The 26133-nt window shown below is 59.2% G+C and carries 28 protein-coding genes; 25 read left to right on the top strand and 3 right to left on the bottom strand.

The features are described from left to right. The first annotated feature begins 36 nt into the window (after nucleotides 1-36). The 13 genes from GTO91_RS01645 to GTO91_RS01585 all read left to right on the top strand — a co-directional run bounded on the left by GTO91_RS01645 (nucleotide 37) and on the right by GTO91_RS01585 (nucleotide 11840). On the top strand, nucleotides 37-537 hold the full coding sequence (locus tag GTO91_RS01645) for a hypothetical protein (protein ID WP_161253825.1): 501 nt from the start codon (nucleotides 37-39) through the stop codon (nucleotides 535-537). 177 nt (nucleotides 538-714) lie between these two features. Then, nucleotides 715-1647, top strand: coding sequence for a site-specific tyrosine recombinase XerD (gene xerD, locus GTO91_RS01640; protein ID WP_161253822.1), 933 nt, complete (start codon nucleotides 715-717; stop codon nucleotides 1645-1647). 30 nt (nucleotides 1648-1677) lie between these two features. After that, the gene (locus GTO91_RS01635) at nucleotides 1678-2856 is read left to right on the top strand and encodes a phosphopentomutase (protein ID WP_161253818.1); all 1179 of its coding nucleotides are present in this window, start codon (nucleotides 1678-1680) and stop codon (nucleotides 2854-2856) included. After that, nucleotides 2843-4261 (top strand): thymidine phosphorylase, encoded by a 1419-nt coding sequence (locus tag GTO91_RS01630; protein WP_161253816.1) that lies wholly within the window; start codon nucleotides 2843-2845, stop codon nucleotides 4259-4261. The genes GTO91_RS01635 and GTO91_RS01630 overlap by 14 nt, the downstream gene beginning before the upstream one ends. 18 nt (nucleotides 4262-4279) lie before the next feature. Further along, the gene (locus tag GTO91_RS01625) at nucleotides 4280-4780 is read left to right on the top strand and encodes a PNPOx family protein (protein ID WP_161253812.1); all 501 of its coding nucleotides are present in this window, start codon (nucleotides 4280-4282) and stop codon (nucleotides 4778-4780) included. Nucleotides 4781-4845: 65 nt separating this feature from the next. Beyond that, nucleotides 4846-6006 (top strand): D-alanyl-D-alanine carboxypeptidase family protein, encoded by a 1161-nt coding sequence (locus GTO91_RS01620; RefSeq protein ID WP_235918865.1) that lies wholly within the window; start codon nucleotides 4846-4848, stop codon nucleotides 6004-6006. Nucleotides 6007-6178: 172 nt separating this feature from the next. Beyond that, a complete protein-coding gene (gene spoIIAA, locus GTO91_RS01615; RefSeq protein WP_161253809.1) occupies nucleotides 6179-6532 on the top strand; it encodes an anti-sigma F factor antagonist in 354 nt (117 codons plus the stop codon). Further along, nucleotides 6529-6969: an anti-sigma F factor gene (spoIIAB, locus tag GTO91_RS01610; RefSeq protein WP_012281613.1), complete on the top strand. Its 441-nt coding sequence runs from the start codon at nucleotides 6529-6531 to the stop codon at nucleotides 6967-6969. The genes spoIIAA and spoIIAB overlap by 4 nt, the downstream gene beginning before the upstream one ends. A gap of 13 nt (nucleotides 6970-6982) precedes the next feature. After that, a complete protein-coding gene (gene sigF, locus GTO91_RS01605; protein WP_012281612.1) occupies nucleotides 6983-7777 on the top strand; it encodes an RNA polymerase sporulation sigma factor SigF in 795 nt (264 codons plus the stop codon). Nucleotides 7778-8065: 288 nt separating this feature from the next. Then, nucleotides 8066-8263: a hypothetical protein gene (locus GTO91_RS01600; protein WP_161253805.1), complete on the top strand. Its 198-nt coding sequence runs from the start codon at nucleotides 8066-8068 to the stop codon at nucleotides 8261-8263. Between the two features lie 17 nt (nucleotides 8264-8280). Continuing rightward, nucleotides 8281-8871: a stage V sporulation protein AE gene (locus GTO91_RS01595; protein WP_161253804.1), complete on the top strand. Its 591-nt coding sequence runs from the start codon at nucleotides 8281-8283 to the stop codon at nucleotides 8869-8871. After that, nucleotides 8872-10740: a spore germination protein gene (locus GTO91_RS01590; RefSeq protein WP_161253800.1), complete on the top strand. Its 1869-nt coding sequence runs from the start codon at nucleotides 8872-8874 to the stop codon at nucleotides 10738-10740. It abuts the gene before it with no gap. After that, nucleotides 10737-11840 (top strand): acyl-CoA dehydratase activase-related protein, encoded by a 1104-nt coding sequence (locus tag GTO91_RS01585; RefSeq protein ID WP_328793706.1) that lies wholly within the window; start codon nucleotides 10737-10739, stop codon nucleotides 11838-11840. Before GTO91_RS01590 ends, GTO91_RS01585 begins: the two co-directional genes overlap by 4 nt. A gap of 132 nt (nucleotides 11841-11972) precedes the next feature. Here GTO91_RS01585 and GTO91_RS01580 read toward each other — a convergent pair whose 3' ends face one another. From GTO91_RS01580 to GTO91_RS18750, 3 genes are all read right to left on the bottom strand, one after another. Beyond that, nucleotides 11973-12317: a cupin domain-containing protein gene (locus tag GTO91_RS01580; protein ID WP_235918864.1), complete on the bottom strand. Its 345-nt coding sequence runs from the start codon at nucleotides 12315-12317 to the stop codon at nucleotides 11973-11975. 133 nt (nucleotides 12318-12450) lie between these two features. Continuing rightward, nucleotides 12451-12789 carry a YgiT-type zinc finger protein gene (locus tag GTO91_RS01575; RefSeq protein ID WP_161253797.1) on the bottom strand — a complete coding sequence of 113 codons (339 nt, stop codon included), beginning with the start codon at nucleotides 12787-12789 and terminating at the stop codon, nucleotides 12451-12453. Further along, entirely contained in the window at nucleotides 12786-13106 is a 321-nt protein-coding gene (locus tag GTO91_RS18750; protein WP_161253794.1) for a DUF4258 domain-containing protein, read from the bottom strand. The genes GTO91_RS01575 and GTO91_RS18750 overlap by 4 nt, the downstream gene beginning before the upstream one ends. A gap of 256 nt (nucleotides 13107-13362) precedes the next feature. Between GTO91_RS18750 and GTO91_RS01565 the strand changes: the two genes are divergently transcribed. The 12 genes from GTO91_RS01565 to GTO91_RS18565 all read left to right on the top strand — a co-directional run bounded on the left by GTO91_RS01565 (nucleotide 13363) and on the right by GTO91_RS18565 (nucleotide 26114). After that, entirely contained in the window at nucleotides 13363-13815 is a 453-nt protein-coding gene (locus GTO91_RS01565) for a helix-turn-helix domain-containing protein (RefSeq protein WP_161253791.1), read from the top strand. Nucleotides 13816-14686: 871 nt separating this feature from the next. Continuing rightward, the gene (locus tag GTO91_RS01560) at nucleotides 14687-15784 is read left to right on the top strand and encodes a CoA protein activase (RefSeq protein WP_161253788.1); all 1098 of its coding nucleotides are present in this window, start codon (nucleotides 14687-14689) and stop codon (nucleotides 15782-15784) included. Next, on the top strand, nucleotides 15781-16905 hold the full coding sequence (locus GTO91_RS01555) for an acyl-CoA dehydratase activase (RefSeq protein WP_170294036.1): 1125 nt from the start codon (nucleotides 15781-15783) through the stop codon (nucleotides 16903-16905). The genes GTO91_RS01560 and GTO91_RS01555 overlap by 4 nt, the downstream gene beginning before the upstream one ends. Before the next feature lie 193 nt (nucleotides 16906-17098). Next, nucleotides 17099-18112 (top strand): phosphotransferase, encoded by a 1014-nt coding sequence (locus tag GTO91_RS01550; RefSeq protein WP_161253785.1) that lies wholly within the window; start codon nucleotides 17099-17101, stop codon nucleotides 18110-18112. Nucleotides 18113-18131: 19 nt separating this feature from the next. Then, entirely contained in the window at nucleotides 18132-19721 is a 1590-nt protein-coding gene (locus GTO91_RS01545; RefSeq protein WP_161253782.1) for a phosphotransferase, read from the top strand. A gap of 87 nt (nucleotides 19722-19808) precedes the next feature. Then, entirely contained in the window at nucleotides 19809-20267 is a 459-nt protein-coding gene (locus tag GTO91_RS01540) for a winged helix-turn-helix domain-containing protein (RefSeq protein WP_161253778.1), read from the top strand. Nucleotides 20268-20439: 172 nt separating this feature from the next. Continuing rightward, nucleotides 20440-21138: an ABC transporter permease gene (locus GTO91_RS01535; protein WP_161253774.1), complete on the top strand. Its 699-nt coding sequence runs from the start codon at nucleotides 20440-20442 to the stop codon at nucleotides 21136-21138. Beyond that, the gene (locus tag GTO91_RS01530) at nucleotides 21135-21992 is read left to right on the top strand and encodes an ABC transporter ATP-binding protein (RefSeq protein ID WP_161253771.1); all 858 of its coding nucleotides are present in this window, start codon (nucleotides 21135-21137) and stop codon (nucleotides 21990-21992) included. Before GTO91_RS01535 ends, GTO91_RS01530 begins: the two co-directional genes overlap by 4 nt. Before the next feature lie 215 nt (nucleotides 21993-22207). After that, a complete protein-coding gene (locus GTO91_RS01525; protein WP_170294058.1) occupies nucleotides 22208-23095 on the top strand; it encodes a substrate-binding domain-containing protein in 888 nt (295 codons plus the stop codon). Between the two features lie 323 nt (nucleotides 23096-23418). Further along, entirely contained in the window at nucleotides 23419-23823 is a 405-nt protein-coding gene (locus GTO91_RS01520; protein ID WP_161253765.1) for a hypothetical protein, read from the top strand. A 7-nt stretch (nucleotides 23824-23830) separates the two neighbouring features. Further along, entirely contained in the window at nucleotides 23831-24877 is a 1047-nt protein-coding gene (locus GTO91_RS01515; protein ID WP_161253762.1) for a CotS family spore coat protein, read from the top strand. A 112-nt stretch (nucleotides 24878-24989) separates the two neighbouring features. Beyond that, a complete protein-coding gene (locus tag GTO91_RS18565) occupies nucleotides 24990-26114 on the top strand; it encodes a glycosyltransferase family 4 protein (protein WP_161253758.1) in 1125 nt (374 codons plus the stop codon). Nucleotides 26115-26133 lie beyond the last annotated feature (19 nt).

Here is a 26133-nt window from a genome sequence, read left to right as displayed (position 1 = left end):
GAAGTAAGGAGGGACAAGAATTAGGGGTGGTTTGACGTGAGCGAGTGGATGAGCCCCACAGGAGAGCAGGGCGGTGGAATCAAAGAGGACTACCGGACGGCAATCCGGTTTTTCCTCCGGTTAGGTTCGGCGGGTTACCTGCTGCTGACGCTGCTGGCCGCTATCAGTGTTGCGGCTATTGTCAGCGGGTGCATGGCAGCGTCCGAACCGGTGACGTGGCGCCATTATACAGGGCTGTTCACGGCGGCGCTGGGCGCCGGTACGATCGCCCTTTGCCTGCCCATTGCGCGGGCCTTTCAACTGACCTGGGAGGTCGAACGGTTGATCGCCCAGGACCAGATCCGCATCATCTATGACAGCGGTCCCTGGCGCCTCGCCGTCGGTACGCTGTTTCATACAAGACAGGCGCGGCTTCCTCTATGGATGGAGGCATCCATCGGTCATGCCGCTTCAGAATATGCCGGCGATTTTTACCTTTCCGCCGAATCGCTCCAGCGGCGTCTGGAAGCGGTGGCCCGGCAGGCGCTGGCTGAGTAAAACTATCATGACCTGTCAGGTCACGAGCGACGATGAAAATGTTATTATAAAAAAGGCAAAAAAGCAGAAAAGAGAGCAAACCGGGCCGGCCTCCAGCGTCGGGCGCGGTTTGCTTTTTTCTTTCTGGAGGAAAGAACCGGATAAAAGTCGAAAACAACGCCAAAGGGGTTGAGGGCGATGCGCCACGGCGATGCCTTTCTCGCTCACCTGGCAGTCGAACGGGGGCTGTCGGGAAACACCATCGAAGCCTACCGTCGCGACCTGGCCGATCTGGCCGCCTTTTTGGCGGGACGGGGCATTAGCGATCCGGCTGATGTAACCCGTCCTGATCTTCAGGACTATCTCTACCACACCCACCGGCGCGGCTTGTCGGCGGCTACGCGTGCGCGGCGGCTGGCGGCCATCAAAGGGTACTTCGGATTTTTATTTGACGAGGGCATCAGCCGGGACGATCCGACCGAGTTGATCGACGGTCCCCGGTTGCAGCGCCCCCTTCCCGATGTGCTCAACGTGGAGGAAGTGGCGGCCTTGTTGCAGGCGCCGCCCCGGACGATCGTGGGCCTGCGGGATCGGGCTATGTTGGAAACCATGTACGCCTGCGGTTTGCGGGTGAGTGAACTGATCGCCCTTACGCTCGATCAGGTCCGCCTCGATCTGGGGCTGGTGCGGGTGCTGGGCAAGGGGATGAAGGAGCGGATCGTGCCGCTGGGTGGTCTTGCCGCCGCCGCCATTGAAGAATACCTCTCCCGGACGCGCGGGACACTAACGGGACATACGGCGGAAAAGCATCTGTTTCTGAACCAGCGGGGCAAGCCACTGACCCGGCAGGGTTTTTGGAAGATCCTCAAGGCCTATGCCGCTGAGGCGGGCATCGCGAAGGAGGTCACGCCCCATACGCTGCGCCATTCCTTCGCCACCCACCTGCTGTCCAACGGCGCCGACCTGCGCGCCGTCCAGGAGATGCTCGGTCACGCCGATGTGTCGACGACCCAGATCTACACCCATTTGACAACGGGACGGTTGCGAGAGGTCTATGATCGCAGCCACCCCCGAGCACGTCTTGCGGTCAGGTCGCAGCGCGAGGAGCGAGGAACTGGGCAAGGAACATAGAAAAAAAGTTGGCGGAAAAGGGGAAGAGGGATGAAAAAGCGCGTCATTCTCATCGTCCTGGACAGTGTAGGCATCGGTGAACTGCCGGACGCAGACCGCTACGGCGACCGGGGCAGCCACACCCTGGGCAACATCGCCCGGGCTGTCGGCGGTCTGCGCCTGCCTCATCTGGCCAAACTTGGTCTCGGCAACATCGACGCCATCGACGGTGTGGCGCCGGTGGAACGGCCGGAGGGCGCTTTTGGCAAGATGGCCGAACGGGCGCCCGGCAAGGACACCACGACGGGTCACTGGGAATTAGCTGGCGTCGTGCTGGATAAGCCCTTTCCCGTCTACCCGGACGGCTTCCCGCCCGAGGTGATGGAGGCCTTTGAAAAGGCTATCGGCCGCAGCACCCTCGGCAATGTGGCTGCCTCGGGGACGGAGATCATCGAGCGCCTCGGCGAAGAGCATATGGCGACAGGTGCGCCCATCGTCTACACCTCGGCCGATTCGGTCTTCCAGATCGCGGCCCACGAAGAGGTCATTCCCCTGGAGGAATTGTACCGCTATTGTCAAATCGCCCGTGACATCCTGCAGGGCGACCATGCCGTAGGCCGCGTCATCGCCCGTCCTTTCGTCGGTGTGCCGACGGCGTTTCGGCGGACGACGAACCGCCATGACTACTCGCTGAAACCGCCGGGCCGGCTGGCCTTCGACGTCATCCGCGAGGCCGGTCAGGAGGTCGCTGCTATCGGCAAGATTTACGACATCTACGCCGGCCAGGGCTTCTCCCGTCATGTGTCAACCCGGTCCAACATGGAGGGTGTCGACCACACCCTCGCCTACATGCGGGAGGTGGACCAGGGGCTGATCATGACCAACCTGGTCGACTTCGACATGCTCTACGGCCACCGCAACGACCCGGAAGGCTATGCCCAGGCGCTGCAAGACTTTGACGCCCGCCTGCCGGAAATCCTGGCGGCGCTTGCGCCGGAGGACCTCCTGATCCTGACGGCGGACCACGGATGCGACCCTACCACGGCATCGACGGATCACTCCCGCGAGTATGTGCCGGTTTTATTGACGGGACGCGAGGTACAGCATGGCGTCGATGTAGGGGTCCGTTCAACATTCGCTGACGTCGGCGAAACGGTCCTCGCCTGGCTTGGCCTGCCGTCGCTCGGCGTGGGGCAGGTGATCGAGGAGGTGCGCCATGCGGGCCTATGATATCATCGCCAAGAAACGCGACGGCGGTGAATTGACGGCGGAAGAGATCCGCTTTTTCATCCACGGCTTCGCCAAGGAGAAGCCGGTCGTCAATCAAGCGGCCGACGCGCTAAGTTCGGGTGACGAGGAATCTCTCGATAACGGTGAGCGCCGATGTGTAACAGATTACCAAGCGGCTGCGTGGGCGATGGCCGTCTTCTTGCGGGGGATGACGGCAGAGGAAACAGCCGCTTTGACCGAGGCCATGGTCACCTCGGGCGAGACGGTGGATCTGTCGCCCATCCCCGGCATCAAGGTGGACAAGCACAGCACCGGCGGCGTAGGCGATACGACGACCCTGATCCTGGCGCCGCTGGTGGCGGCCATGGGCATCCCGGTGGCCAAGATGTCAGGGCGCGGTTTGGGGCATACGGGGGGGACACTGGACAAGCTCGAAAGCATCCCGGGCCTTTCCATCGACCTGAGCCGGGAGAAGTTTCTGGCCCAGGTCAAGGAGCTTCATGTGGCTGTGGCCGGCCAGACAGCCAACCTGGTGCCCGCCGATCAGAAGCTCTACGCACTCCGGGACGTGACGGCCACCGTCGAATCGATCCCCCTGATCGCCTCCAGCGTGATGAGCAAAAAGCTGGCTGCCGGCGCCGATGCGATCCTGCTTGATGTGAAGGTCGGCCAGGGGGCCTTCATGAAAAACTTGGATGATGCGAAGGAATTGGCCAGGGCGATGGTCGCCATCGGCAACCGGCTCGGGCGGCGTACAGCGGCATTGCTTACGGCGATGGAACAGCCCCTCGGCAACGCTGTCGGCAACGCCCTCGAGGTGGCAGAAGCAATCGCAATCCTGGCCAACCGCGACGAATGCGGCTTCGGCCCCATATCGGCGGACCTGCGCACTGTAACATTGGAACTGGCGGCCCGGCTGGCTTGGATGGCCGGCAAGGCCGATTCTGTCGACGCCGGGTTGCACCTGGCTGAAACAACCCTCACATCGGGCGCTGCCCTGGAACGTTTTCGCCGCTTCGTTGCGGCGCAAGGCGGCGACAGCCGCGTGGCCGACGCGCCGGAGACCCTCCTGCCGCAGGCATCGATCCGGCAACCGGTCCGGGCCGGACGCGAGGGCCTCGTCACCGCCCTCGACGCGATGGCCATCGGTCGCGCAGCCGCATTGCTCGGCGCAGGGCGGCAACAGAAAGGGGATCCCATCGATCCGGCGGTGGGGGTTGTCATCCACAAACGCATCGGCGACACTGTCAAAGCCGGCGACGTGCTGGCGGAGGTTTTCGCCAACGACAGTCGCTGGCAGGCGGCGGCGCAGGCGGTGAGCGACGCCTACGCCATCGGTCCCGGCGGGGAAGAGGAGAGCGGAGCTTTGGCGCCGTTGCCGCTGATCTTGGGAGAGGTGCATTGACATGAAAGCGAGCGCCCGATGAAACGGCAGGAACCCTCCCCGCCGGAACTGCGCCGGCTGGCCGAAGCCATCGCGGCCGAACATAGCGCCATGGCGCTGGCCGTCTCGGAAGGGGAACGGGCCAACAGCCCCTGGCTGGCGCCGGTCTACTACGTCTGCCGGGACTTTCAGTTCTACTTTTTTTCCAACCCCATGTCACGCCATGGAGCTGTCGCCGGCGAGACGCCTGTGGAAGCGGCGGCGGCCGTCTTCAATGAACCGGACGATTACGGCGACATCCGGGGCCTCCAGATGGCGGGCACGCTGGCGATGGTTTCCGACTGGAAAGAGCGTTCCTGGGCGACAGCCGCCTTCGGGGCGCGCTTTTCCTTCTTCAGCCGTTTCCTCCGCGAACCCCGGTTGATGCTGGAACTGCGAAAAAACGAGTTGTACCGGTTTGCGGCCCGGGAGGTCTGGATCACCGACAACCGCGCCGGTTTTGGCCGGCGCTACCTGTATCGCCCCGGCGGAACAGAATGACCCGTTTCCCCCCTGGAGATAATGAGGTCTAAAGAACAGACGGACTTTCAGAGGGGGAAGGATATTTGAAGCGTTCGACGTTCCGCCTTTCGCTGGCCATGGTTTTCTTTTTCCTGGCATCCCTGATACCGGTGCAGGCTTGGGCGGCGCCGCCTTTGGAGACGCAGGCCGACTCGGCTGTGCTCATGGATCCCACGACCGGCACCATCCTTTTTGAAAAGAACTCCCACAAGCGGGTGGCGCCCGCCAGTGTGACCAAACTGATGACCCTGCTCGTCGCCTTCGAAGCGATCGAACAGGGCAAGGCCAGCCTAGATGACAAGGTGGTCACCAGCCAGCGGGCTTTCGAGATGGGCGGTTCCCAGATTTATCTGGAACCGGGGGAAGAGATGGTCATGCGCGATCTCTTGATCTCTATCGCCGTCCATTCCGCCAATGACGCCTGTGTGGCGGTGGCCGAGCACATCAGCGGCTCCTATGAGGCATATGTGGACGACATGAACAAAAAGGCGCAGTCGCTGGGCCTGAAGGACACCCATTTCATGAACCCCCACGGACTGCCGGTGGACAACCATTACACCTCCGCCCATGACATGGCCGTCATCGCTCGTGAGGCCTTGAAACATCCCACACTGATGCAGTTTGTCGCTATCAAGCACTACAAGATCCGAGAGAGCAGTTCCAAGCCGATGCAGTTGGACAACCACAACCGCCTGCTCTGGTGGTATCCGGGAACGGACGGTTTCAAGACAGGCTGGACAAGCGAGGCCAAGTACTGTCTCGTCTCGACGGTGGAAAGAGACAACCTGCGGCTGATCGCCTCCGTCTTCGGCGTTCCCGAAATCCGGGGCCACTTCAAGGAGTCGATGAAGCTCTACAACTACGGCTTTTCCCGCTATACCTTCAAGTCGGTGGCCAAACCGGGAGAGCCCTTGGGCGAGGTGGCCGTCGGCAAAGGGCGCAAGGAAAGGGTCCAGGTCGTGGCCCAGGGCAAACCGGGCCTGATCGTGGAGCGGGGAAAAGAGAAGGGCATCGAATCGCGCGTCGAGTTGGAGCCCTATGCCACGGCGCCGATCGCCCAAGGCCAGAAACTGGGTGACCTCGTCATTGTGCAGAACGGCCAGGAAGTGAGCCGCATCGACCTCGTCGCCAAAGAGGATGTGCCGAAGGGCACCCTGGCGATGGAACTGACGAAGATCTGGCAGGCGATGTACGGGATCCGGTAAGAGTTGGCAAAACGGCTCGCAAAAGACCATTCGAATCAAGATCATAATGAATGGCAGACGCATAGTAGCAAGCGGAGCGAAGGTGCAGACCTTCGCTTTTTCTATTTACAAAAAAAGGTTTTTCTATTAAACTGGAAAATAAAGGGCATTTTCATAAAGGCGGTGAACCATGGTGGATTTGGATATAGACCGCAATGGCAACGCGCTGGTGGTGCGCCTTCAAGGGGAGATCGACCTGTGCGCCGCCGAGGCGCTGCGGCCGCGACTCGACAAGGAGATCGAGCGCCAGAAGGCCAAACACCTCGTCTTTAACCTGCGCGGTGTCGACTTCATCGACAGTTCCGGCATCGGCTTCATCCTCGGCCGCTACAAACGGGTAAAAGCGCTGGGTGGCAAGGTGGCCCTGGCCGGCCCCAACCGGTCGGTCCATCGCATCATCGAGCTCTCCGGCATGTACAAGCTCATGGAGGGGTATGCCAACGAGGTCGAGGCGCTGCGGGCGCTGGAAGGAGGGAAGACGGGTTGAAGACGAAAAATCAGGTCAAGCTGGAGTTTCCGAGCATTCCCGAGAACGTCGCGTTGGCCCGGGTGATCGTGGCGACCATGCTCGCCGGAATGGATTTTACCTTAACCGATCTCGATGACGCCAAGGTGGCCGTGTCGGAAGCCGTTTCCAACGCCATCCTGCATGGCTACCAGAACCGTCCCAACGGCCTCGTATACCTGACGATCACCGCTGACCCGGAAGGGCTGGAGGTGATCGTGGAGGATTACGGCCGTGGCATCGTCGACGTAGCCAAGGCGATGGAACCGGCCTTTTCAACCCTTGGCGACCGGATGGGCATGGGCTTTGTTTTTATGCAATCCTTTATGGACAAAGTGGATGTGGACTCCCAGGTAGGCCGCGGGACGCGGGTGCGCATGTACAAGGCCTGTCGCCAGGCGATGCGGGCCGTGCAGTGAGGCGGGGGGCGCCATGAATCAACGACTTTCGGAGATGAACCTCCCCCGTTTTCCCCTTCTCGGCGAGGAAGAGACGACACGGCTGCTCCGCTTGGCCAAGGATGGCGATGGCGACGCGAGGGAACGGCTGATCCAGTGCAACCTGCGCCTCGTCTTCAACCTGGTCCAGCGCTTCCAGCACCGGGGCTATGAGTTGGAGGATCTCTTCCAAATCGGCGTGATTGGCCTGATCAAGGCTATCGATAAGTTCGATCTCTCCTATAATGTCCGCTTCAGCACCTACGCTGTCCCCATGATCGTCGGCGAGATCCGGCGTTTTCTCCGCGACGACAGCCCGGTGAAGGTCAGTCGATCCTACAAAGAGATCGCTCAGCGCATCCACCGGGTCCGGCAGGAACTGAACGGTTCCTTGGGACGGGAGCCGACGGTGCAGGAGATCGCCGGCGCCATGAACATGCCTGTGGAGGATGTGGTCGAAGCGCTGGAGGCGGTCCAACTCCCCACCTCGATCCATGAGACCCTCTACCAGGATGACGGCGATCCCATCTTTCTCCTGGACCAACTGGCCTCCGTGGGAACCGAGGAAAGCGCATGGTTTGATCACCTGGCTTTGAAGGATGTCCTGTCCCGGCTGGCGGCGCGGGAGCGGGAGATTTTAGAGATGCGCTTTTTCCAGGACAAAACGCAGACAGAGGTGGCCACGCTGGTCGGTCTCTCACAGGTGCAGATCTCTCGCATCGAGCGCGCGGCGCTGAAAAAGATCCGCGACATGTTAAGCCAAACGCCGCCCCATGAGGACGGGGCGTGAGCAGACGACGACGCGGACAGGGCATAAGCAGACAGGACATAATCGGCTGGGGCATTAAGCGGGCTTTAAGCGGCTGAGGCATAAGCGGCGAGGAAAGGGACAGGCTAAAAAAGGAAGACAGCGATCACATCAAACCCATCGGCAAGCCGTAGCGACCGGCTATACGATAGGAGGGCGGTCCAAAGGAAAAGGCGTCAGCGCCTACATACACGACATATAATCATGACGCAGCCGAATCGACGGGGAAGTTGTAGCGACGGCGCGCGTCTGACGAGGTGGTGAGGCTTGTTGAACGCTCCAAAGAGACGCCGTTGGATCGTGGGCATCCTGGTGCTGGCGTTGCTTGGCGGCGTGGGCGCCTGGTGGACCTGGCGGGGGGAAAAGCCGCCGAAGGAAGCAATCCTTGTGTGGAAACAGGGACCTGACCGGGAAATCCCGGCAGGTCTTTTTTTGCGCATAAAAAGAGCCGATCACGATTCATACTAGTCGGGGAGGTGTGACGCATGACGGCGGAAACAGCGAAAAAACGACGAGTCATCGTCATCACCGACGGCGACAAGGTGGCCCGGAAGGCCGTCGAATCAGCGACGCGGCGTATCGGTGGGCGGTGCATTTCCCTATCGGCAGGCAACCCGACGCCGGTGACCGGCAAGAAGCTGGCCCAGATGATCCTGTCTACGCCCCACGATCCAGTCGTAGTCATGGTCGACGACCGGGGCGCCGTCGGGATGGGGAAAGGGGAACAGGCGCTTTGGGAAATCAGCCACGACGACCGGATCGAGTTGATCGGCGCTGTGGCGGTGGCTTCCAACACCCTGGGCGCGGAAGGGATCACCGTCGACCAGTCGGTTGACCGCTACGGTCGCCTTGTGGATGGTCCTGTAGACAAGAACGGCTACCCCGAACCGCCGGGCAACCGCTACCTGGAAGGGGATACGGTGGAGACACTGACCCAACTGCCCATCCCGGTGATTATCGGCACCGGTGATACGGGGAAGATGCAAGGGGCGGATCACGTCCGGCGCGGCGCGCCCATCACCACCCAGGCCTTGCTGGAGATCCTGCGGCGGGCCGGGAACAATGGAGTCGATTGAATGAGCGAAGCAAAGAAGCAGGAGCAAACAAAAAAAGAACTGCGGCAGACAGTGCTCTCCGAGGAAGAACTGGTCGCCGATTTAAAGACGAACATCCTCCAGATGAATTCGGAGTTGGGCGTCAACGTCGGCTTTGATATCGCCTGCCGGGAGATGGAGATCGCCGGCCGCAAAACCGCCATGTACTATGTCAACGGCTTTACAAAAGACCTGGACCTGCTCCAAATCATGAAGTCCCTCGACGCCTTTGAAAAAGAAGCGAAGGACAAGGGCGCCTTCGACATCGACCGGCTGATGGATCACCATCTCTTCTACCTGCAGGTCACGACGGAGGCCAAACTCCGGCAGGTCTACTACCATATCCTCTCCGGCCGGGTCGCTTTTCTCTTCGATGGCGAAAAAAAGGCCATCGTCGTCGAAGCCCGCCAGATGCCGGGACGGCAGCCGCAAGAACCGGACATCGAGCGGGTCGTCCGGGGCAGCCGCGACGGCTTCACCGAAACAATCGTCACGAACACCGCCCTGATCCGCCGGCGTGTGCGCGATCCGCGATTGCGCTTCAAGCTGTTGCAGGTGGGCCGGCGTTCACAGACAGACGTGGCCGTCGCCTACATTGAAGACATCGCTTCCCCCGAACTGGTGCAGGAGATCACCGACCGCATCAACGCTGTCGACATCGACGGTCTACCCATGGCCGAAAAAACGCTGGAGGAGTTCCTCACCCAGGGCGATTGGAACCCCTACCCCCGGGTGCGTTACACGGAACGGCCCGATGTGGCGGCCATGCATCTCTTTGAAGGCCATGTGCTGGTGCTGGTAGACACATCGCCGTCGGTGATGATCGCGCCGGTGACTGTCTTTCATCACTTAGAACATGCCGAGGAATACCGGCAGAATGCGCCGGTGGGCGTCTTTTTGCGGATGGTCCGCTATGCAGCCATTTTCGCTTCCCTCTTTATTCTGCCTCTCTGGTTGATGTACGCCATCAACCCGGCGTTGCTGCCGCCCTGGCTGGCTTTCATCGGGCCGAAGGAGATGGGGAGCGTCCCGATAGTAGGCCAGGTGCTGATCGCCGAGGTGGGGTTGGACATGCTGCGCATGGCCGCAGTCCATACGCCGTCACCGTTGGCGACCGCTCTCGGATTGATCGCCGCCTTCATGATTGGCGAAGTCGCCATCGAGGTTGGTCTCTTCAACCCCGAAATCATCCTGTACCTGGCCGTGGCGGCGGTGGGCACCTTTGCCACCCCCTCCTATGAACTGGGACAGGCAAACCGGTTAATACGCCTGTTTCTCATCGTGATGGTGGCCATTTTCGGCCTGCCTGGATTACTGGTTGGCATCGCCGCCTTCCTGGCCCTCGTCATGCGGACGAAATCCTTTGGCCGACCCTACTTCTGGCCGATTGCGCCGACCAATGCCAAGATGATCCCCGTGGCCCTTCTGCGGGCGCCTGTGCCGGCCAAGCGGTTGCGGCCGCAGTTGCTCGATCCGATTGACCCCGACCGGCTCCCCGATCCCTATGCCGGTTCAGCCGGCGGCGCCACCTCCGGCAAGGCGGTGTCCGGCAAAGCGGAATACGGGAATGTGGGTGAAACAGGTCCTGAACAGGGCGGAGCTGGGGCGGAGAATGCCGGCAGCGGTCATGGCATAGGCGGCGCGAGCCAGAGCCGTTACGACATGAGTCCCGGCGGTCACCATGGCGGGCTTCACGGGCATGACAGACGCCAAGTTGGGGAACTGTTTGAAGAAACGGATGTTGCAGGAGAACCTGACCACCCCGGTCTCCGTGAACCTTTGCGTTGGCGCAAGCACCGGCGCGGGTTGTGGAGTTGGTTTAAGTCGAAAGTGGGAGGATCCAGACGGTGAAAATCACGTCGGTATTGACGATGCGCCCGCCCAAAGCGGAGGTGGAACGACCGCCGGTCATCGGCATCCCCCGGGCACTCGGCTATTACGAGTACCTTCCGCTGTGGCGGGCCTTCTTTGAGGCCTTGGGTTGCGCCGTCGCCCTGTCGCCGCGGACCAACAAGGCGCTTCTCGATCAGGGCGTCCGCGCGGCCGTCGATGAGGCATGCCTTCCCGTCAAGATGTACTACGGCCATGTGAAAGCCCTTTCGGGGAAAGCGGACCATGTCTTCACGCCCCGGATCATCAGCGTCCAGCCGAAGACCTACCTCTGCCCGAAGTTCTTGGGGCTTCCCGATATGATCCGGGGAGCAGCCGCCTTTGACGGCGGTTACCCGCCGCTGCTTGTCGTCGATGTCAACACCCGTCTCCCCGGCGGGGGTTGGGAAAAAGCCTTGACCGAAGCAGCCAGAAAACTGAACTTCTCGCGCAACCGCGCACGAGAGGCCTTCAAGGTGGCCCGGAAGGCCCAAGACGAGTTTGAAGGACGGCTGTTGCAGGGAGAATATCCGCCCATCGCCCTGGCGCGCTGGGAAAAAAGCGGCCGCGTCCTCGAACCGGGCGGTCTGCTGCCACGGCTGCCATCGCGCCACCGGGAACCGATGACCGGAGAAGAACCGCGCATCGCCGTCGCCGGCCATCCTTACCAGTTGTTCGATCCCTTCACCAGCATGAACCTGCTGGACAAACTGAAGTCCCGCGGCATCCGGGTGGTGACGCCGATGGCCGTGACAGAAGAAAAGACGCGTGTAGCCACGAGCCACTTGCCGAAGCGGTTGTTCTGGTCCTTTGGGCAGCAGATGCTGGGCGGTTCCCTGCACCTGTTGAAGGGGCCCATCGACGGCCTGATCTATGTGGCTGCCTTCGGTTGCGGACCCGACAGCCTCGTCGGCGAGATGGTGGAACGCCACGCCCGCCGGCTTGGCAACGTGCCCTATCTGCTGCTGACCGTGGACGAGCATACCGGGGAAGCCGGCGTGGTCACGCGGTTGGAGGCTTTTGTCGACCTAGTGGCCCGGCGGCGGGAGACGGCGGAGGCGGCTACGGCGGCGGAGGGGTAATCGGGCGAAGAATTTGTGATTTGGACGGTTCCTTTCCGTATCCACGTAGTTGGATGCTTTTGCAAACAAAAAGCCCCGACCATGAGATACAGGTCGGGGCTAACGTATTTATTCAAAAAATCAAGCTGTTGCTTATTCATCGCCTTTCGGGTCGACAGTATTTTTCTCCACCATCAGGATCACCGTGCGTTCCGGGGCGCGCGTCCGGTGCAGCACCCCGAGGGGCACCGTGAATCCCTGCTGGGGCAACAGTTCCACAGTTCGGTCTTCCAGGTCGATGAACAATTTTCCCGAGACGACGAGGAAAAACTCATCCTCCCGGTTATGCTTGTGCCAGTGAAACTCGCCTTCAATGACGCCGAGACGAATCACAGCGTCGTTGACCTGACTGAGGGACAGATTCATCCATTTTTCTGTGCAGGCAGAGACGAGAGCTGGGATGTCGATCAACTGGAGTTGTCCACTCTTGTTTTTCATCATCGCCATCCTTTCCATCATCGATTCAAAGAACGCCGCTGCTTTTTACCGACTGCGAAACTGTTCCACACCGGAATTAAAAACGATTCACGTAAAAAAGCCCCGTGACTCTTATGCAGAGCGGGGCTTTTTTCTAATAATGTGATGTCTGTTGGTTAGCTACCAAATATGCTAGATTAATTGGTGGAAGAGGAAGTGACATTTCTAAAGGACGAATAGGTTTTGAACCAGTAAGTTGTCCTCTTTGGCACTGCGTTTTCCCATTTTTCTCCTTTAGATATTCTTCTGCTATTTTTTGCACCTGAAGAAGAACTTTAGCTTCGAATTTTTTCTCCCCGCAGTCAGTGCATACCCATACAGGTGTATCCCTAACTACTACCTTATTGTTGTTTATCACGATGGCTTTATCTATTGTTGAACGTACCATTTCATGATCGCAAATATAGCATTTCATTTTCATGACTCCTTTCATCGCCGTTTCCTTCTGGCAAGGTAGCCAATATCGGCCCATGTATCTTTTCGGAACCTGCAAACCGTAACTACGGTTGGTTGAGGGAACGATAAAGCTACAACTGCGTAAAACGGGATTCCGTTTCTGTCTCTTGACTCTAGCACGACTTTAACGTCGGCACCGAACCGTTGTTCGTCTATTACTTGGCCGGTAGCACAACAGTTCTGTAGATCTGTAGGCAAAACATTTCTCTCAAGCATTCTATTAGCCGCGTGCTCAGAAATTTCATAAGAAACGTCTTCGGCAGCTTTTCTCAGCAAGACGATCCAGGGGTTCATTAAATAGTTTCTCCCCCGATACCACTAATATGCAGATTAAAGCTTATTATCCGAAAAAATTACAAAGCTTTGGCTTTATCCTAAACATTCAGAAGAAAAAAATCAATTACCCCTTATACGAATAATATATACAACCTCTCTTAAGAGAGGTTGTATATATTATTCGTAAACGTTTAGTTAGTACGAAACTTTTCGGTTATTGCTGGAAAAATTTTTTCGCTCCCTTATACTAAAGCATATAAGGGAGGAAAAACCGATGAAGCGTCCTATGTCCAACCAAGAGAAAGCAAACCGTTTATGCGAAGAATACAAAAAATGGAAAACCTCTTCGCTTGAACTTTTTGGTTTCTTCCCAATCTTTGTGACATTTAAAGAAACTTTTCTTTTAAGGAACCTTTCAGGAAATGCGTTAAAGCTCTATGTGTATCTGGGACTGATGTCGAAAAACCTTACCGGTGAAGCGTGGGTAAGTGTCGAAACGATTGCCAGATATTTCGAAAGGTCAACTCGGACTATAGATAACTGGGTAAAAGAATTAGAGGAGATTGGCCTGATTGAAAGAATGCAAATGAAACCCAACGATGTGGCTCATACTTATTTGCGCCCGTACGGTCTTGAATATATAGAAAAACCTGGTAATTTACAGAAGAAAAAACGCAAAAGGGTTAACGTTAGTTCGGATATAAGTGACGACGATATTCCGTATTAATCGTAAGAATTGAAGATAACCCGCCCTCATTCCGAGGCGCGGGGTCTTTTCGTTTTCCCGGATTAACTTGCCTTTGTTGGAGTCCGTTTTATCAATCCCAACCGTATCATCAGTACTGGTCGCCAATCGGAGAAGTGATTATCAAAATAAAAAAAACCAAATCCCAACCGTACCCAGATCTGGACGTCAGTACGATCCGGCGAATAGGGTTCAAATCGAAGGATATATTATACCAAGTATTGGAATGATTGGTTTTCAAATCAGCCGTTCTAACCACCCTATCAGCGTCGCTGGTCAAAGAGTAGAAGCCTCTCATAAGTCGAGGGAGTTCTCCACAACGATGGGGAAAAGAATACCATGAAGCTCCAGCAAGTGCTGGCCTAGGCCATCAAGTGGGGAATGGTGGCCTGCTACTCAGCGAAAGAGGTGACAATGCCTAAACCTCAAAGGAAGAAAATTAGGATATTATCCGACAAGAAAATGGACAATTTGCTGGGATATCTTCGAAAGCGTGATCACTATCTGGTGATTCCGTAATTCGAGATGAAATACAGAGTATGCCATCGATACTTTCCCGGGCTTTTGGTTATGCTGTAAGAAGGCTTGAATTACACAGCACCGACTTCCACGTCCTCTGACACACTCATGTGTTAAGGCAGATTAGGCGGTGTGTCAGTGAAGGTACTTAACGAGTGGGTGGATCATAAAAACACGTCGAACACCCTGAACGTATACAGCCACCTTCCGAGGTATTTAGAAGCAAGCGACCGTCCAATTGGGATCCTCAAAAAAAGTCTGTAAAAATAGGAATGGTTCGGATAACTAGGAATCAAGAAGACCCTACAAAACCAAGGCATAGAGGGATCACCGCATGAAAGTCACCTTCCCCCACATGGGCAACATGGACATCGTCGTCAAGGCGCTGCTGGAGGAACTCGACCTCGAAGTCATTCCCCCGCCGCCGATCACCAAGCGCACCCTCTCACTGGGGGTCCGCTATGCGCCGGAATCGGCCTGTCTTCCTCTGAAGATCAATATCGGCAACTTCATCGAAGCGGCGGAGCGGGGCGCCGATACAGTCGTCATGGCCGGCGGGATCGGCCCCTGCCGCTTCGGTTACTACAACCAGGTCCAGCGGGAGATCCTGGTTGACATGGGGATCGACCTGCGCATGGTCGTCCTGGAACCGCCGGACAACCATATCGGAGAACTGCTCAACCGGATCAAAGTCCTCACCGGCGCCCACTCCTGGTGGCGCGTCATCAAGGCGATCCGCATCGCCTACGTCAAGTGTCAGGCCCTTGATGACCTGGAGCGGCAGGCCTCTCGCCTGCGTTGCCGCGAGTTGAACCGGGGCGATGTGGATCGCCTCTATCAGTCGGGGCGCGACGCCATCGACGCGGCAAGCTCTGTGAAGGAGATCCGGCAATGCCGCGACGATGCGTTGACCCGCATGGCCGCCCTTCCGCTTGATCATGCCTTGCGGCCCGTGCGGATCGGCATCGTCGGCGAGATCTTCACCGTCCTGGAGCCCTATTCCAATGGCTTTATGGAAAAAAGCCTGGGACGCCTCGGCGTCGAGGTCAGCCGTTCCCTCTACCTGAGCGAATGGGTGAACGAACACCTATTTAAAGGGATACTTCCCGTAAAAGGCCATCACCGGACACGCAAGCTGGCGGCGCCCTATCTGAGTTGCGCCGTCGGCGGCCACGGTCAGGAGTCGGTCGGCGGCGCCATCGAGTATGCCCAGGAAGGATTTGACGGCGTGATCCAGGTGGGGCCGCTCACCTGCATGCCCGAGATCGTGGCCCAGTCCATCCTTCCCCAGGTGGAAAAGGACTACGACATCCCGATCCTGACCATCTATGTGGACGAGCAGACGGGCGACGCCGGGCTAATGACCCGGCTGGAGGCCTTCGTGGACATGCTGGAGCGGCGCAAGCAGAGGAAGGAGCAGGCGGCAAGATGACCCGTAAGCAAAAAAATCAGCAGCAACATACCCAAAGGCAAAACGACCAACCGCAAAACACGCATCCGATAAACAACCAAGGATTAAACACCCAGCGGCCAAGCGCCGGTGAGCGATACTACCTTGGCGTCGATGTCGGTTCCGTATCGACGAATCTCGTCCTCCTGAGCGAAAATGGCGAGGTGCGGGAGGCCCACTACCTGCGTACCCAGGGCCGTCCCCTTGAAATGATTCAAAAAGGCCTGGCCGATCTAGCCCGGCGTTACGCTGATGAGCAGATCGGCGGGGTGGGGACGACCGGTTCGGCCCGCAGCCTCGCCTCGGTGGTCCTCGGCGCTGATGTGGTGAAAAACGAGATCACCGCCCACGCTGTGGCAGCCGGTCAACTCGTGCCCGGCGTCCGCACGATTCTGGAGATCGGCGGGCAGGACTCCAAATTGATCCTTCTCCGTGACGGCGTCGTCTCCGATTTCGCCATGAACACGGTCTGCGCCGCCGGAACCGGCTCTTTCCTCGACCAGCAGGCGTCGCGGCTGCAACTGCCCATCGAAGAGTTCGGAGGGCTGGCTGAGCAGGCCGATCACCCGGTGCGCATCGCCGGTCGCTGCTCCGTCTTCGCCGAGTCAGACATGATCCACAAGCAGCAGATGGGCCATGCCCTGCCGGACATCATCGCCGGCCTTTGTGAAGCCCTGGTGCGCAACTTCCTCAACAACCTGGGCAAAGGCAAGACCCTCGAAGCGCCCATCGTGTTCCAAGGCGGCGTGGCGGCGAACGCAGGCATGAAGCGGGCCTTTGAAAAAGCCCTCGACCACCCTGTGGTCGTGCCGGAACACCATAAGGTCATGGGCGCTGTCGGCGCGGCGCTGCTCGCCCGTGAGGCGGTCCAGCGCGCCAGCGGACTCACGCGGTTTAAAGGTTTCGCCATGGCTAGCGAGGATGTACGGGCCGGTTCCTGGGAATGCGGCGACTGCCCGAACCTCTGCGAGGTCATCGAGATCGTCGAGTCCGAGCGGCCTATCGCCCGCTGGGGTGATCGCTGCGGCAAGTGGGAGAACTCCCTGTCTGTCATTCAGACAGAACGCGCCGCTGAGGCAGCAGCAGAACTACAGCAAGGATGACCTCCGGTGCCGCAATCAAAAAGAGGAAGACAGGCCCCTCGATCTTCGCGCATAAACATCCCCAAGTTCTCTGCATAGAGCTTGGGGATTTCCTTTTCCCCGGCGCTTGTATTTTGCGTTGTCACCGTTAAAGGGTCTCCCGCATACTATGGCATCAATCCTGGCTCCGGCACTCCGGAAAGGGGAGATGACCATGCGAGACGGGCAGGAAAGCCCGAAACTGTCCAAATGGGACATGGACGCGTTGCAGGAGTATCCCTATACAGTGACAGCGGCTGATCGACAGGGGAATTTTTGGCGTCTAGAAACGAACCGGGGCATCAAAGCCTTCTACCGGCATGAGGAAAAAGCCGATCGGGTCGCCGAGACGCATGCCATGCTGGAACACTTGGCCGAGCGCGGCTTCCGGCGGGCCAGCCGGTTCATCCGCACCCGCGATGGGCGCCCCTTTGCCCAGCGGGGCCCCTATACCTATGTCCTCACCGACTGGCTGCCTGGCCGAAGCACAGACTTTCAGCGCGACGACGACCTGCGGCAGGCGGCTCGGACACTGGCAGCCATCCACTGGAGCGGCGCCGGATTCCACGGTGGACGGGAAAAAGATGCGCAGAAGGTCAGCCGGTTGCTGAAAACCCTGGCAGACCGCCGCGAGGCGCTGCAATGGTACCGGCAACTGGCGCAGATGAAGCGCCAAACGAGTGAAGTCGACAGGTTGCTCAAAGAGTGGGGACCCGAATTTGAACAAAAAGCTACCCGGGCCTTGCGTCGCGTCGCCGACACCATGGTAAAGCCGTCGGGCGAGGCCGGCTGGACGATCTGCCACCGTGACTGGCGAGAGGGCAATCTTCACCTCGATGGCGCCCGGCTGGCGGTCACCGGTTGGGACAGTTGCGGACCCGATCTGCCGGCGGCGGAACTGGCCCAATTTTTGCGCAGAGTGGCCGATGCTCGCGGCCGATGGGATGTGGAGTCGGGGATGCAAATCATCGACGCCTACCGAGAAACAGGAAACCTGGGAACGGGAGACCGGGAATTGCTTGCGGGGTTGCTAGAATTCCCACAGCGCTTTTGGTCGCTCGTGGCCGGTCATTACCGGGGCGCCGGAGAACCGTCGACGCCAGAACTGCTGCGCAGGGAGATCGCCGAGGAAGCAGGAAGGCAGGACTTTGTGGCCTCTCTGGAAAGACACTTGGGAACTGGCAATTAACCGGTGGAGGTGACAGAATTTGCTGGTCGTCGATCGTTATGTCGGGGTGGATCCCCGATTTCAAAGCAACGCCCGAAAGGCCAGGACGCGCCGGTCGGAACGGCGTTCGCCGGAACGGGCCGGGACGCTGGCGGACCAGCGTGATGATATCCCGGATCTCGAGAATCCTTTGTTCGATGATTCCCAGCCCATTGAGGGAACTGTGTTGACCGCAAACCCCGTCGGATATGGCAACCCCCTTCCTCCCTTGGACTTGGAGCCATTGGAAGAGATCTTCCCGGACACACCGTTGCCGCCCTTTGTGTGGGAACAGGGTCTCGCGGAAGCGGAACCGAGTACCGTCAGGATAGGCGGTGAAAAAGAGGCGGCCACAGCGCTTGCCGGAGACGCGGCGCTCACTGAAGACGTGTTCGAAAACGAAGTGATCACCGGTGACGAAGCGGTCGCCGGCAAGAGCATGCCGGCTGAAGGCGAAGCAAGTTTGGGGAATGCCATGACGGTCGGAAACGATGCGTTTTCCCGCAACGAACCTGCGCTTTCGGGCAACGCCTCCCTAGCGCCGGATCTCCGCGCCGAAAGGGAAACGCTGGTCGACTTGCTGGCTGAGTATGACCTGACCTTGCGCTCGCTGCACCGGCAGGGCGGAAGGCTCTTGGCGGAAACGGACAGAGGCCCCCTGCGCGTCGAGTTCCTGGAAGGGGAAAAGGCGTTGCAACGGGGGCGGAACATTACAGCGGCGCTCAAGCACCTGAGAGAAAAGGGCTTCACCCAATGCCCTGAACCGCGTGTGTCCAAGTACGGCGAGAGGGTCATCCCCTGGGGCGACCGCGCCTACTACCTATACAACAAGCTCCCCGGACGTTCTGCAAAGCTGGATGCCAGCCGGGATCTGCAGGAGGCCGGACGATCCCTTGCCTTGCTGCACCGCGGCGGACGGGGGTTTCAGCCTGTCGAGCCATCGGTCGCTGCGCCGCTCGACATCCCCGGGCAGTTTGCCTGGGGACGCCAGGTCGCCGCCGACTGGCTGGCCATGGTGGGGCGGCAGCGCTTTTTCTCTGACAGTGATCACCTGTTGCGGGAAAACCTGCCCAAGTTGACGGAACGGGGCGAAAAGGGATTTGCCTGGATGGAGGCCGCCTACCAGGAGAAGCGGAAGCAAACGGAGCAGGAAGGCGCCCTCTGCCATGGCGACTATGGAGCGGCGTCGCTCTTGAAGACGCAACGGACCTTTTGGGTTGACCGGTTCAATCACTGCCGCTGCGACATTGCCGTCACCGAATTGGCCCAGTTCATCAGCAATATCGTCCGCAGTTCCCGAGACGGTTGGAAAGAGGCGATCTACGTCGTCGAAGGGTATGAGTCCGTGGAAAAACTGACCGAAGCGGACTGGCGTATCCTTCTGGGCTGTCTGATCATCCCCTTTGACCTTTTTGAACACCTGGAAGGCAAAATCCGGACAGAGCCGGCCAACACGATCGAGCTCATCCCGGATCGCAAGCTCCAGGACCAGGGGTTCCGGCGGACGCGCCGCACGATCGAAACGTGCAACCGCGCCTATGCGGCCGCATACCGGCTGGCTGCCCAGGCGGAACTGGCGCTGCCCATCTGATACTTTCCGGCAGGAAATAGGCGCTTCCGGACAGAATAGTGGACACAGGAATCCCAGTCGACGGGGGTTCTGATGGGAGTCGACGCCATGGAAGCGAAGGATGTTATGACTGCGCCGGAACAACTTGAGACGAAAGTGAACTGCAAGATCTGGGTCGAAGTCCGGGGAGAGGTGGTCTTCAGCCAGGGGCGCATGCGCCTGTTGGAGGCTATCGAAGAAACAGGGTCGATCAGCCAGGCGGCGGCCCGGATGGGCATGTCCTACCGCGCCGCCTGGGGCAAGGTGACGACGACGGAAGGGCGGCTCGGGCTAAAACTGGTTGAACGCTTTCCCGGCCACCGGGAGCATGGCGCGGCCCTCACCGAAACAGGAAGGGCGCTGCTGCGGCAGTTCCAGGAGTTCAACCGGGCATCCCAGGCGTCCGTCGAGGACCTCTTTCACAAACACCTGCGCGGGTTAATCGAGTCGCTCCCCCCAAAAGCTCCCTCGCCTGTCCCGCTTCATCCCAAAACAGACGATATTCAGCATGCAATCCCATCTGATTAAGACCGCTGTCAAGCATAAGCCCCGCCGAATCAGTCGACGGGGCTTGCTTTTTATCTAGCCTGTCTGGTCTAGACATTTTCTCTCTCTGTGATCACAATAGAAACGTCATGGGAGGATTTTCTCAACGTGCGGAGAATGAATAATATATGCTTCGCAAAGCAGAGGTGGGCCTGTGGATCTGATCATCGAGGGCGTTGGACAAGCGATCCGGCTTCTGATTCAGGGCGATCCCGAGGTCTGGGCGGTCACCTTGTTGACATTGCGTGTTTCCGGGTTGGCCACGCTGATCAGCGTGCTCATCGGTGTACCCCTCGGCGTTTTGCTGGCCCAATCCCGCTTTCCGGGCAAGGCGGTCGTCGTCAGCCTTGTCAACACCGGCATGGGGCTGCCTCCCGTCGTGGTGGGCCTTTTCGTGACGATCATGCTCTGGCGCAGCGGCCCCTTGGGGTTGCTGGGCCTGCTCTACACGCCGGCGGCCATGATCATCGCCCAGGCGGTGATCGCCTCGCCTATCGTCATGGGCCTCACCTTTGCTGCCATCGAACAGTTGGATCCGAACCTGCGCCTGCAGATCCTTTCCCTCGGCGCGACGCGGTGGCAGGTTTACTGGCGTTTGATCCAGGAGGCGCGGCTGTCGATCCTAGCGGCAGTCATCGCCGGCTTCGGCGGCGTCGTCTCCGAAGTGGGCGCCTCTATGATGGTAGGCGGCAATGTGAAAGGGTTGACTCGGGTCTTGACGACGGCGACGGTGATGGAGGTCTCGAAGGGCAACCTCGATGTGGCCATCGCGCTCAGTCTGATTTTGCTCGCTCTTGCCTATGGTGTAACCTTGGTGCTGACGGTCATTCAACAGGGGAGGCGAATGGGATGAACCCGGAGATCTGCGCCGCCTTGGAAAAGGTCGAGGTGGTCAAAAGCCGCCGCAGCCTGCTGCAAATCGATAAACTGCATTTTCGCGACGGCGAGATCACGGCCATTATCGGTCCCAACGGCGCCGGCAAGAGCACCTTGCTGAAAGTCCTGCACGGGCTGGAAAAGCCGACAGCCGGCACGGTCTGCTTCCGTGGGCAATCGCTCGGCGGGCGCGATCTGCTGGCGCTCCGGCGGCAGATGGCCATGGTCTTTCAAAGCCCCTGCCTTTTTCAGACAACGGTCTACGAAAACATCGCTGCAGGGTTGCGCATCCGCAAGTTCCGGCGGTCGGAGATCGACCCGATTGTTCGCCGCTGGGCCGCACGTTTCGGCGTAGAACCACTCCTGGAGCGGCAGGCGCGCCATCTCTCCGGCGGCGAGGCCCAGCGGGTGGCCTTGGCCAGAGCGTTAGCCTGCGGTCCGGAACTGTTTTTGTTGGACGAACCCTTCGCCTCCCTCGACCCGCCGACGCGGGAAGCCCTCTGCCGGGAACTGCGCGCCGTGATCAAGGAAGAGGGGATCACCGCTGTCGTCGTCACCCATGTGATGGAAGAGGTCTTCCTGCTGGCTGACCGGGCGGTGATGCTGTCTGCCGGGCGGGTCGTCCAGGACGGGACGCCGGAGGAACTGCTGGCGCGGCCCGCCAACAGCGAGGTGGCTGACTTTGTCGGCAAGCGGCGCATCCTGCTGGGCCGGGTGGTGGCTCGCACCGGCGAGATGGTGGAGGTGGCCACACCGGAAGGAAGATTCCGTCTGCCTGCGGCAGCCGGCGGAGAGGGGACCTTTCTCCTCTGTCTGCGCGAAGGGGAGTAAAAGGCCGTTGCGCATAACTTGCCGGCACAAAGGGTTGCACACCCTTGTGCCCAAGACATGCTTTTTTTTACATAGATAAAAACGATGGATCGATGGGCCGATCCTGCCAGTTGGCTGTATCTGTAGGATGCGTTCCTGGCGTTAAGCCGGTCGTATTAAAATCAAACATATATAAGGAGGTCATCGGATTGCTTCGTAAGACTGCCTCAAAGACAATGGCCCTCGTCCTGTTCCTCGTCTTTTCACTGATCCTCACCGCCTGTGGGACTGCGCCCAAACCGGGTGGACAGTCGGCGCAGCCCGGTCAGTCGCAGAACACGCCGGCGCCTGCTCAGCCCGATCTGATCCTGGCTACGACGACGAGCACCATGGACAGCGGACTTCTCGATGTGATTATTCCGGCCTTTGAGAAAAAGACGGGATACAAGGTGAAGCCCCTCTCCGTCGGGACCGGACAGGCTCTCGCCTACGGCGAAAAAGGGGAGGCCGATGTGCTCCTCGTCCACGCCCCTGACGCCGAGAAGAAGGTCGTCGAGAAGGGCGCCGCCGTCAACCGCAAACTGGTCATGCACAATGACTTCATCCTTGTCGGTCCGTCTGACGATCCTGCCGGTGTCAAAGGGCTCGGTTCGACGGTGGAAGCGCTGAAGAAGATCGCCGGCGCCGGGAAACTCTTTGTCTCTCGCGGCGACGACTCGGGAACTCATAAGATGGAGAAATCCTTCTGGCAGAAAGCGGCTCTCACCCCGGCAGGCAACGCCTGGTACCAGGAGACCGGCGCAGGGATGGGACAGACGCTGAACGTGGCTTCGGAGAAACAAGGATACACCCTGACGGACCGGGCCACTTACCTGGCGCAGAAGAAGAACCTGAAACTGGCCATCGTCCTGGAGAAGGAGCCGGCGCTCCTCAATATCTACCATGTCATGGAAGTTAATGCCGAGAAATTTCCCAAGGTGAATAAGGACGGCGCCAAAGCCTTCAGCGATTTCCTGCTTTCTGCCGAAAGCCAGGAGATGATCAAAAACTTCGGCGTCGATAAATACGGCGAGCCGCTCTTCGTGCCGGACGCCGGAAAAAATGTGGAGAGCCTCGGGAAGTAAGGCTTCGGAATGCACTTCTTGGGAAGTTAGGGGTTCACAAAGGAAAAAAGATGATGGAGAAGCGGAGGCGCCGAGCCTTCGCTTTTTCTTGTCCGGTTTTTTTGCCTAGATGCGGCCTTGTTGAAGGGTTGAGTCATAGGGGAAAGGCGCCGGGCGTATGTATCAGAAAGGCAGTGTGGCCTTTTTTACCCCCGTCACTGTGTAAAGAGAGGCGACACTGCCGGAGAAGACGCCTCTGCCGGGGGGACATCTCTGCCGGAGGGGACATCTCTCCCGGAAGGCACGTTATGCCGGAGGGACGGCGCTGCGGGAGGAGGGGTGTAATGGCGAAGATGACCCTCTTGCTCCTGTTTCCCCTGGACGGTAGCGCAGGGGCCGGGAAAGCTTTTTTTCGCGAGACAGGTCCGGGGGAGGTTCAGATCACACTGCTTCCGGGTGAAGGATGGCCGAAAGGCCGGCTTCGCCTCCTCCTGTCTCCCTGCTCGGAAGCGCTCCGGGAAAAATTGGTCCACCTAGGGCGGATCGTCGACGGGCACTTGCTGGCGGCCTGGGAACCTGAACTAGGACCACCCTTCCGGACACGCCGCCTGAAGAGTTTTCCCATGCAGCAACCCTTTTCATTGATTGCCGTACTCGATGAAAACGACGGGCCGGCCCGCCTCTTTCATGGACGCAGGTCGACGGCGGCCGAGAACCCCCGTTCCGCCCTTCCGGTGGAACGGGGGTAGCGGGGAAGTGAAGACCGTCTATGGAATCATGGGAATCGACCCGCGGGTGCTGCTGGCCTACCGGATGCGCCCCCGGCGCATCGAACCGGTGCGTGGCGCCTATCGGATCGAGGACACCGGAGGCGTGTGGGTCTTAAAGAGATTCCCCCATGCTGTGGAGGACCTGCAGTTCATCTTTCGGGCGCAGCATCATCTGGCCGCGCGGGGGTTCCGGCGCTTTTCCCCTATCCGGCTGACACCGCAGGGCGCCCTCTGCTTGAGCGTGGGAAGCGAGCATTGGCTCTGTTCGGCCTGGGTCGAAGGGCGCGAGTGCGATTTTGACCGCTGGCGCGATCTGGCGGCGACGGCGGCGGCAGTAGCGGAGTTTCACTACGCCGGACGAGGATTTATCGCCTCCGAGTTCGCCGGTCGCTGTCTCTGGCAGCGGTGGCCTCAGATTATCGCGACAAAGACGGCCCAGTTGGAGGCCTGCCGGCGGGTTGCTGTGGAAAGGATGGAACAGCGGGTGCACGCAGGGGGCGAGGAGCCAAATGATTCGACTGAGTTTGACCGGCTCTTTCTCACCCATGCGGACACCCTGTTGGCGGAGGCCCGCGAGGCTTGCGCCCTGCTCGACCATTCCGCCTACAGCATGCTGATGGAAAGGGAGGCAGCGGGAGGCGGGCTTTGTCACCATGACCTGGCTCACCATAACGTGATCATCGACGACGAGGGACAGATCTTTTTTCTCGACTTCGATCACGCCGTGATGGATACGCGGCTCCACGACGTCGGCAGCTTGTTGATCCGGGCCTTGAAACGGGATCGCTGGTCTGTCGAGAAGGGGGTCAATCTCCTCTCCGCCTATCATGACGCTTATCCCCTTTCCCAGGCTGAGCGGGAGGTGTTGGTGGCCTTTTTATCCTTTCCAAACGATTTCTGGCAGTACGTCTACGCCTACTACTTTGAGTCTCTCGCTCAGCCGCCGGAATACCATATCAAGCGGCTGAAGCGCTTCCTGAACCACCAAAAGCAAAGACGTCGCTTTTTAAATGACTTTCCCGGGCGTCTTTGAGGCGAAAGGAAACAAGCGCTTTTGGGCAGGGCGAGATGGGAGCCGACCATGAACAGGGGATGCCCTTTGCTGACAGGGAGCCGTGGCCGAAGCGCAGGCGGGGAGGTGGAGCGTGAGAATCGGAATCGACGCCCGTGCCGCCGTCTGGTACCGGGGAACGGGAATCGGAACATACACCTACCAGTTGTGCCGGCATCTTTACGACTTGTATGACGCCGCTGCGCCGGAGCGGCTGCGGCTATTTTGGCCCGGTGAAGAGTATCGACAACTTCACATCACCCAGGAGGAGGTTTTTCGCCTCGTCGAGCAAAACCGGGAGCGTTTTTGGGAGGAGGTGCACATTCCCCAGGCCATCCAGCGAGAAAAAATCGATCTCTATCATGTGCCGCAAAACGGCATCGGCTTACCGGCAAGCAAGGTCTGCAAGCTGGTCGTCACCATTCACGATCTGATTCCTTACATCTGCCCTGAGACGGTCGGCAGGGGGTATTTGAAGATTTTTCTCGAAGAAATGCCGCGCATCTTGGAAAGGGTCGACCACATCATCGCCCCCTCTCGCTGCACCGCCTGCGACCTGATGCAGATCGCCGGGGTGCCTGAAGAAAAGATCACCGTCATCTATGAGGCGGCCGAACCCATCTACCGACCTCTTGATAAAGCGCGTGCGCGGGCGTTTATGCAGGAAAAATACGGCGTCTCTCGCCCTTATGTCCTCTATGTGGGCGGTTTTTCACCCCGCAAAAACCTGCGGCTCCTGATCCACGCTTTTCATCAGGTCCGTCGCCAACTGCCGGAGGATTACTGTCTTGTCCTGCCTGGGAAACAGTCGAAGGAGTTCAACGATATCGAGATCATGGTCACAAGCCGGGGGTTGCAGGAGCACGTTCATTTTATCGGTTTTGTAGGGGTGGACGATCTGCCCTGGATTTACAACGGGGCAAGCGTATTCGTCTACCCTTCCCTATATGAGGGGTTCGGGCTTCCGCCGGTGGAGGCCATGGCCTGTGGAACACCGACGCTGGTGGCCAACGTGGCATCGCTGCCAGAGGTCGCCGGTGACGGCGCTTTGCTGTTTTCACCGGTTCGGGCCGGTCAATTGGAGGAACTCCTGTTTGCGCTGTTGACTGACCCGGCGTTGGCGGCAGAACTGGGGGAGCGGGGTTTGCGCCGGGCGGCCTGTTTCAGTTGGCGCCAGGCCGCGTTGTCCACCGGGGAGGTGTTCGCGCGCCTGGTCTAAGTGATTGTCGCCGGAAGAC

Source organism: Heliomicrobium undosum (genome assembly GCF_009877425.1).
In the GTDB taxonomy this organism is placed as follows: Bacteria; Bacillota; Desulfitobacteriia; order Heliobacteriales; family Heliobacteriaceae; genus Heliomicrobium; species Heliomicrobium undosum.
Note: the sequence above shows the minus strand (reverse complement) of the source record. Positions and strands in the feature narration are given on the sequence as shown.

What these genes read in the sequence shown, in the direction of transcription:
- GTO91_RS01625 (WP_161253812.1), top strand. Translation starts at nt 4,280, where the DNA reads ATGAAACGGCAGGAACCCTCCCCGCCGGAACTGCGCCGGCTGGCCGAA.
- GTO91_RS01635 (WP_161253818.1), top strand. Translation starts at nt 1,678, where the DNA reads ATGAAAAAGCGCGTCATTCTCATCGTCCTGGACAGTGTAGGCATCGGT.
- sigF (WP_012281612.1), top strand. Translation starts at nt 6,983, where the DNA reads ATGAATCAACGACTTTCGGAGATGAACCTCCCCCGTTTTCCCCTTCTC.
- GTO91_RS01590 (WP_161253800.1), top strand. Translation starts at nt 8,872, where the DNA reads ATGAGCGAAGCAAAGAAGCAGGAGCAAACAAAAAAAGAACTGCGGCAG.
- GTO91_RS01520 (WP_161253765.1), top strand. Translation starts at nt 23,419, where the DNA reads ATGGCGAAGATGACCCTCTTGCTCCTGTTTCCCCTGGACGGTAGCGCA.
- GTO91_RS01580 (WP_235918864.1), bottom strand. Translation starts at nt 12,317, where the DNA reads ATGAAAAACAAGAGTGGACAACTCCAGTTGATCGACATCCCAGCTCTC.
- GTO91_RS01530 (WP_161253771.1), top strand. Translation starts at nt 21,135, where the DNA reads ATGAACCCGGAGATCTGCGCCGCCTTGGAAAAGGTCGAGGTGGTCAAA.
- GTO91_RS01540 (WP_161253778.1), top strand. Translation starts at nt 19,809, where the DNA reads ATGGAAGCGAAGGATGTTATGACTGCGCCGGAACAACTTGAGACGAAA.
- GTO91_RS01595 (WP_161253804.1), top strand. Translation starts at nt 8,281, where the DNA reads ATGACGGCGGAAACAGCGAAAAAACGACGAGTCATCGTCATCACCGAC.
- xerD (WP_161253822.1), top strand. Translation starts at nt 715, where the DNA reads ATGCGCCACGGCGATGCCTTTCTCGCTCACCTGGCAGTCGAACGGGGG.
- GTO91_RS01560 (WP_161253788.1), top strand. Translation starts at nt 14,687, where the DNA reads ATGAAAGTCACCTTCCCCCACATGGGCAACATGGACATCGTCGTCAAG.
- GTO91_RS01630 (WP_161253816.1), top strand. Translation starts at nt 2,843, where the DNA reads ATGCGGGCCTATGATATCATCGCCAAGAAACGCGACGGCGGTGAATTG.
- GTO91_RS01550 (WP_161253785.1), top strand. Translation starts at nt 17,099, where the DNA reads ATGCGAGACGGGCAGGAAAGCCCGAAACTGTCCAAATGGGACATGGAC.
- GTO91_RS01575 (WP_161253797.1), bottom strand. Translation starts at nt 12,789, where the DNA reads ATGAAAGGAGTCATGAAAATGAAATGCTATATTTGCGATCATGAAATG.
- GTO91_RS01565 (WP_161253791.1), top strand. Translation starts at nt 13,363, where the DNA reads ATGAAGCGTCCTATGTCCAACCAAGAGAAAGCAAACCGTTTATGCGAA.
- GTO91_RS01525 (WP_170294058.1), top strand. Translation starts at nt 22,208, where the DNA reads ATGGCCCTCGTCCTGTTCCTCGTCTTTTCACTGATCCTCACCGCCTGT.
- GTO91_RS18750 (WP_161253794.1), bottom strand. Translation starts at nt 13,106, where the DNA reads ATGAACCCCTGGATCGTCTTGCTGAGAAAAGCTGCCGAAGACGTTTCT.
- GTO91_RS01555 (WP_170294036.1), top strand. Translation starts at nt 15,781, where the DNA reads ATGACCCGTAAGCAAAAAAATCAGCAGCAACATACCCAAAGGCAAAAC.